The organism is Sandarakinorhabdus rubra (assembly GCF_010994245.1).
GTDB classification, from domain to species: Bacteria; Pseudomonadota; Alphaproteobacteria; order Sphingomonadales; family Sphingomonadaceae; genus Sandarakinorhabdus; species Sandarakinorhabdus rubra.
In genome coordinates this window covers 1-6,040 of sequence record NZ_WMHO01000163.1, presented here as the reverse complement: position 1 = coordinate 6,040, position 6,040 = coordinate 1, and the positions used below count along the sequence as shown (strand labels likewise).

General features: G+C 66.6%; 8 protein-coding genes. 2 read left to right on the top strand and 6 right to left on the bottom strand.

Going from position 1 to position 6,040, the window contains the following annotated elements; translation table 11 throughout:
• Positions 1-215, top strand: a 215-nt coding sequence (locus tag GJV64_RS10430) for a CinA family protein (protein WP_205599594.1), incomplete at its 5' end; no start/stop codon positions are given.
• Here the strand turns inward: GJV64_RS10430 and GJV64_RS10425 are convergent.
• Genes GJV64_RS10425 through lipA form a run of 3 tightly spaced genes read right to left on the bottom strand, consistent with a single transcriptional unit; the run spans position 202 to position 2,304 of the window.
• Complete coding sequence (locus GJV64_RS10425) at positions 202-870, bottom strand: hypothetical protein (RefSeq protein WP_164157172.1); 669 nt, start codon at positions 868-870, stop codon at positions 202-204. The two genes, GJV64_RS10430 and GJV64_RS10425, sit on opposite strands and share 14 nt — an antisense overlap.
• Positions 871-924: 54 nt before the next feature.
• The gene (locus tag GJV64_RS10420) at positions 925-1,371 is read right to left on the bottom strand and encodes a type II toxin-antitoxin system RatA family toxin (RefSeq protein ID WP_164157171.1); all 447 of its coding nucleotides are present in this window, start codon (positions 1,369-1,371) and stop codon (positions 925-927) included.
• Between the two features lie 12 nt (positions 1,372-1,383).
• Complete coding sequence (lipA, locus tag GJV64_RS10415; RefSeq protein ID WP_164157170.1) at positions 1,384-2,304, bottom strand: lipoyl synthase; 921 nt, start codon at positions 2,302-2,304, stop codon at positions 1,384-1,386.
• 102 nt (positions 2,305-2,406) lie between these two features.
• On the opposite strand from lipA, the gene GJV64_RS10410 reads away from it, so the two are divergent.
• A complete protein-coding gene (locus GJV64_RS10410) occupies positions 2,407-3,093 on the top strand; it encodes a carbonic anhydrase (protein WP_164157169.1) in 687 nt (228 codons plus the stop codon).
• A gap of 158 nt (positions 3,094-3,251) precedes the next feature.
• Here the strand turns inward: GJV64_RS10410 and lpdA are convergent, their stop codons facing one another.
• The 3 genes from lpdA to GJV64_RS10395 form a co-directional block, all read right to left on the bottom strand.
• Positions 3,252-4,646 carry a dihydrolipoyl dehydrogenase gene (gene lpdA / locus GJV64_RS10405; protein WP_164157168.1) on the bottom strand — a complete coding sequence of 465 codons (1,395 nt, stop codon included), beginning with the start codon at positions 4,644-4,646 and terminating at the stop codon, positions 3,252-3,254.
• 2 nt (positions 4,647-4,648) lie between these two features.
• A complete protein-coding gene (locus tag GJV64_RS10400) occupies positions 4,649-5,032 on the bottom strand; it encodes an endonuclease domain-containing protein (RefSeq protein WP_235927696.1) in 384 nt (127 codons plus the stop codon).
• 68 nt (positions 5,033-5,100) lie between these two features.
• Positions 5,101-6,040, bottom strand: a 940-nt coding sequence (locus tag GJV64_RS10395; protein WP_164157166.1) for a 2-oxo acid dehydrogenase subunit E2, incomplete at its 5' end; no start/stop codon positions are given.

Below are 6,040 nucleotides of genomic sequence, written 5' to 3'. Positions count from 1 at the left end.
TGGCGCGCAGCCGGGCGGGCGTGGCCGTCTCGATCACCGGCATCGCCGGGCCGGGCGGGGCGACGCCGGGCAAGCCGGTGGGGATGGTGGTGTTTGCCCGCGCCGTGGCGGGAGGCGACGTGGTGTCCGAGACGCGGCAGTTCGGCGACATCGGCCGCAGCGCCGTGCGCCGGCAGGCGACGCTGGTCGCGCTGGCGCTGCTCAGGCCCCGTTGAAGCCCTTCTCGGTCAGATACTCGTTGAACGCCGCAGCAAACCCGTCTTCCAGAGCCTCCACCAGCGTCGCCCTGGGCTCCTGGCCCGGCGCGGTGTCGATGGTCAGCCGGGTGCTGCCGCGGCCCAGCGTCTCCACCAGCTTGCCAGAGCGGAAATCGCGCAGCGTGTAGTTGGAGCGGACCTCCGGCGGGAAGATGCTGGCCTTGACGAAATAGCTGTGGCGCACCTGGACCTCGGCATAGCAGGCCCCAGTGGTCGGCGTCAGACGCGCCGCCTTGGCGTTCTTCCAGCCCGATTCCTCGGTGGCCTTGTCGTGCAGCACGATGACCGCACCGGGCATCCCGAGGCGCTTGGCGAGATCCTGCCGGGCCAGTAGCTCGGCCTGGCGGCGAGCGGTGAACACCTCTTTCACCAGTGCGGTCATCGCCTTGTTGTTGGGCAATTGCGCATCGAGCAGCCCGCCCAGCGCGCCGCCGCCAAAGGCCGCCGAAAAGCTGCCAAGATAGGATTTCGGGTCGTTGGTGGCCCAGACATGGATCTGGCAGGCGCCATCGGCGGGCGCCGCGCTCTCGGCCACAATCGCCGTCTGGGCGATGGCCGGCAGTCCGACCGCGACACTGGCCAGAGCGATGCCGGCGTGAAGACTGGCGCGCATGTGGATCATCTCCGTGAGAGCAGCGGAGCGAAGCTAGTTGCCGGGCCCCTGCTGTCAAGCCGCAGGGCGCGGACCGTACAGCGCCTCGGCGCGTGCCACGAAGGCGGCCACCATGCGCTCGAATGCCTGGGTGAAGAAAAGGCCGGCGAGTTTCTCGAACGCCTTGTTGCGGAACTCGAAGTCCACAGAGAAATCGATCTCGCAGCCACCGTCCGGGGCGTCGCGGAACTGCCAGTCGTTGAACAGGTGCTTCATCGGGCCATCGAGATAATCGACATGGATGGCGGAGGGGCGCGTGAACGTCACCCGGCTGGTGAACTTCTCGCGGATCATGCGGAAGCCCACCACCATGTCGGCCACCAACACCCCATCCTGCGGCGGGCCGAGCCGCATCGCCTGCACCCACGGCAGGAATTCCGGGTAGCGGCCGATGTCCGCCACCAGGTCGAACATCTCGGCCGCCGACCAGGGCAGCCGCCGCAGTTCGCGATGCTTAGGCATAATATTGGGGCATCAGGCGCTTGCAGCCGCCTTCCGGCGCGCCTGCATCTCGGCAAAATCGCGCCCGGCGTGATAGCTCGACCGGGTCAGCGGCGAGGCAGCGACCAGCAGGAAGCCCTTGGAGCGGGCCACCGCGGCATAGGCATTGAACGTTGCCGGTGTCACATACTCGATCACCTTCGCATGGCGCGGCGTGGGCTGCAGATACTGGCCGACGGTGAGGAAATCGACACCGGCCGAGCGCATGTCGTCGAACACCTGGTGGAGTTCCTGGCCTGTCTCGCCCAGGCCGACCATGAGGCCGGACTTCGTGAAGACGGTGGGCGACAGGCTCTTCACCCGGTCAAGCAGGCGCAGCGAGTGATAATAGCGCGCGCCGGGCCGGATGGTGGGATAAAGGCGCGGCACGGTTTCGAGATTGTGGTTGTACACGTCCGGCCCGGCCTCGACGATCATTGCCACCGCGCGGTCCATCTTGTTGCGGAAATCGGGGGTGAGGATCTCGATGGTGGTGGACGGCGTCTGGCGCCGCAGCTCTTGGATCACCTTCACGAACTGGCTGGCGCCGCCATCGGGCAGGTCATCGCGGTCCACCGAGGTGATGACGATATGCTCGAGGCCGAGACGCGCGGCAGCTTCGGCAACATGGCCGGGCTCGGCCGCGTCCACCTTGCCGGGCATGCCGGTCTTGACGTTGCAGAAGGCGCAGGCGCGGGTGCAGGTGTCGCCCAGGATCATCACGGTGGCGTGCTTCTGGCTCCAGCACTCCCCGATATTGGGGCAGGCCGCCTCCTCGCACACGGTGTTGAGCTTCAGCTCGCGCATCAGCGCCCGGGTCTCTGCATGGGCGCGGCCCGTCGGCGCCCGCACCCGGATCCAGTCAGGCTTGCGCGGCAGCCCGGACGGGGTGAGATCGAGGACGGGAGCGGTCATGGGCGCGTGATTAGCCGCTGGCGCTGCTCAAGCCAAGCTTCCCGGGTGACGCGGCTGCCATTCGTGATAAACATGGGCCGTCATCGATTGGGAGAGAGTGTCATGCCCGAATTCAAGGCTCTGCTGGAAGGCTATCGCCGCTTTCGCACCGGCGCCTATCAGGAACAGCGCCGCCGCTATGACGCTCTGGCTGACAAGGGCCAGGCACCTGGCGTGCTGGTGATTTCCTGTTCCGACAGCCGGGTGGACCCCACCCGCATCTTCGACACCGAACCGGGCCAGATGTTCGTGGTGCGCAACGTCGCCAACCTGGTGCCGCCCTGCGACCGCGACAACAGCCAGCACTCAACCTCGGCTGCCATCGAATATGCCGTCACCCAGCTGAAGGTGCATCACGTGGTGGTGCTGGGCCATGCCCGCTGCGGCGGCATCAAGGCCAGCCTGGAAGGCACGTTCGAAGATGCACCGATGGGCGAAGGCGGCTTCATCGGCCGCTGGATGAGCCTGATTGCGCCGGCGCGCGACACGATCCGTGCCGCCGCCCAGCTGTCGCCCGACATCGATGCCTGCAGCGCGCTGGAACTGGCCGCCATCCGCCTCTCCATCGACAATCTGAGGACCTTCCCCTTCGTCGCCGAAGCCGAAGCCGCCGGCACACTGAAGTTGCAGGGGGCGCTGTTCGACATCGCCGATGGCGTGCTGAAGGTTCTCAACCACGACACCGGCAAGTTCGAGCCGGTGACGGTGGAATGGGAAGACGAGAACGGTATCCGGCTGCAGGCCGTGTGACCGGGAAAACGGGCGTATCCGACACAAACAGGGGGGAGTGACGGATACGCCCGCACCGGCAAGGCTCGCGGCAAGGGCAGTTACCACGAAGCCCAACCGATGACGGCTATATACGACTGTTTTGGTCTTGATTGCAAGACCGGCCTTTGGCCGGCTTCTCAAAAATGCAGCGCGCGTCCGTAAGCGTCGAGCACGCTCTCGTGCATCATCTCCGACAACGTCGGGTGCGGGAAGATGGTATGCATCAGCTCGGCCTCGGTCGTCTCCAGCCCCATGGCGATGGCATAGCCCTGGATCAGCTCGGTCACCTCGGCTCCCACCATGTGCGCGCCCAGCAATTGCCCGGTGTCGGCATCGAACACGGTCTTCACGAAGCCTTCCGCCTCGCCCAGCGCGATGGCCTTGCCATTGCCGATGAAGGGGAATTTGCCGACGCGGACCGCGTGGCCGGCGGCCTTGGCCTTCGCCTCGGTCAGCCCGATGCTGGCCACCTGCGGGCGGGCATAGGTGCAGCCCGGAATGCGGGCGACGTCCATCGCATGCGGGTGCCCGCCGGCGATATGTTCGACCGCGATCACACCTTCATGGCTGGCCTTGTGGGCGAGCCAGGGCGGGCCGGTGACATCACCGATCGCATACAGACCGGGCACGTTGGTGCGGCACATGCCGTCGGTCACGATGTGGCCGCGGTTGGTGGCAACGCCCAGCGCTTCGAGCCCGATGTCTTCCGTGTTGGGCACGATGCCGATGGCGACGATGACATGGCTGTAGCTATCGGTCGTCGCCTTGCCGTCGGCAGCTGTTATGGTGGCGCTCACCCCTTCCGGCCCCGGCGCCACGTCTGACACTTTCGCGCCGGTGATGATGGCCATGCCCTGCTTGGCCAGCGCCTTCTGGACGAAGGCGGACACCTCCTCGTCCTCCACCGGCAGGATGCGGTCCAGCATCTCCACCACCGTCACCTTCGCGCCCATGTCGGAATAGAAGCTGGCGAACTCCACCCCGATGGCGCCCGAACCGATCACCAGCAGCTTCGTCGGCATCGCCGGCGGAACCATGGCGTGGCGATAGGTCCACACGCGGTTGCCATCGGCCTCCACGCCCGGCAGATCGCGGGCGCGGGCACCGGTGGCGATGATGACATTCTTGCCCGACAGCACGCGCTCGCCGGTGGCGGTAGTGACTGACACGGTCGTCGGCCCGGTCAGCCGCCCCTGCCCTTCCACCACCTCGATCCTGTTCTTCTTCATCAGTGACTTCACGCCGCTGTTCAGCTGCGCCGCGACCTTGCGGCTGCGGTCTGTCACCTTCTTCAGATCAAACGACGGCGTCTCAACCGACAGCCCATAGGCATCGGCGTGGGTGATGTAGTGATAGATCTCGCTGGTGCGCAGCAGCGCCTTCGTTGGGATGCAGCCCCAGTTGAGGCAGATACCGCCCAACCGCTCGCGCTCGACAATGGCGACCTTCAGGCCCAGCTGGCTGGCACGGATCGCAGCCACATAGCCACCGGGCCCGGAGCCAAGGATCAGGAGCTCAAAATTGTCAGCCATCGTTACTCCTTCCCCTCTCCCCTTGCGGGAGAGGGTCGACTCGGCGAAGCCGAGCGGGGTGAGGGGTCAGCTAGCGCCAGAAACAGCCGCTCCGCGACCAGTTCCCGCTGGGTCAGTATCTCATGATTCCAGAAGCGCAGCACTCGGAAGCCCTGCGCCTTCATCCAGCGCGTACGGGCTTCGTCCGGAAGATTGTCGGCGTGCTGGCCGCCATCCGCCTCCACGATCAATCGGTCCGCAAAGCTCAGGAAATCCACGATGAAGGGCCCTACAGGCACCTGCCGCCGGAACTTGTGCCCGGAGAAACGCCGGTCTCGGAGCAGATGCCAGAGCGCCCGTTCGGCTGGCGTCATCGACTTGCGCATGGCGCGGGCGCGCTGCTTCAAAGGCGCAGCCCCCTCACCCCGCTCGCCTTCGGCGAGTCGACCCTCTCCCGCAAGGGGAGAGGGATTTTTCATGCCAACAGCCCCAGCGGTGCCTCGATCAGCGTCTTCACCGCACTCATCAGCTCAGCCCCGTCCGCTCCATCAATGGCGCGATGGTCGAAGCTGCCGGTGATGGTCATCACGGTCGCAATGGCCAGCGCGTCGCCCTTCACCACGGCGCGTTTCTCGCCGGCGCCGACGGCCAGGATCATCGCCTGTGGCGGGTTGATGACGGCGTCGAACTGGCGGATGCCGTACATGCCGAGGTTGGAGAGGCTGGCGGTGCCGCCCTGATATTCGTGCGGCTGCAATTTGCCGGCGCGGGCCTTCTCGGCGAGTGTCTTCATCTCGCTGGCGATCTGGCTGATCGTCTTGCCATCGGCGCCCACGATGATCGGCGTGATCAGGCCCGATGGCGCTGCCACCGCCACACTGATGTCCGCCCGGTCGTAGACGAGCAGAGCGTCACCCGCGAACGACACGTTGCACTTCGGCACCTGCCGCAGCGCCAGCGCCAGCGCCTTGATGACGAGATCGTTGACGCTCACCTTGATCCCGCGCGGCTCCAGCGCCTTGTTCAGTTCGGCGCGCAGCTTCAGCAGCGCGTCCAGCTCCACGTCCAGCGTCAGATAGATGTGCGGGATCGACTGCTTGGCCTCGGTCAGCCGGCGGGCGATGATCTTGCGGACGTTGCCCAGCTTCTCTTGCGCGTGCGGAATGTCGCTGGTCACGGGCGCGGGTTGCGGGGCAGCGGCTACGGGCGCGGGCGCCGCCGCGGGCTTGCCCATAGCGGCCTCCACGTCGGCGCGCACGATGCGGCCACGCGGGCCACTGCCGGCCAGCTGGCCCAGATCGACGCCCTTCTGTTGAGCGATGCGCCGCGCCAGCGGGCTGGCGATGATGCGATCGCCGGCCTGCGGTGCGGGCGCTGCGGCCTGTGGCGCTGGGGCAGGTGCTGGAGCCGGGGAA

Bases quoted from the DNA above. Each gene is read 5' to 3' on its own strand.
- GJV64_RS10410 (WP_164157169.1), top strand. From the start codon at position 2,407: ATGCCCGAATTCAAGGCTCTGCTGGAAGGCTATCGCCGCTTTCGCACC.
- GJV64_RS10425 (WP_164157172.1), bottom strand. From the start codon at position 870: ATGCGCGCCAGTCTTCACGCCGGCATCGCTCTGGCCAGTGTCGCGGTC.
- lipA (WP_164157170.1), bottom strand. From the start codon at position 2,304: ATGACCGCTCCCGTCCTCGATCTCACCCCGTCCGGGCTGCCGCGCAAG.
- GJV64_RS10420 (WP_164157171.1), bottom strand. From the start codon at position 1,371: ATGCCTAAGCATCGCGAACTGCGGCGGCTGCCCTGGTCGGCGGCCGAG.
- lpdA (WP_164157168.1), bottom strand. From the start codon at position 4,646: ATGGCTGACAATTTTGAGCTCCTGATCCTTGGCTCCGGGCCCGGTGGC.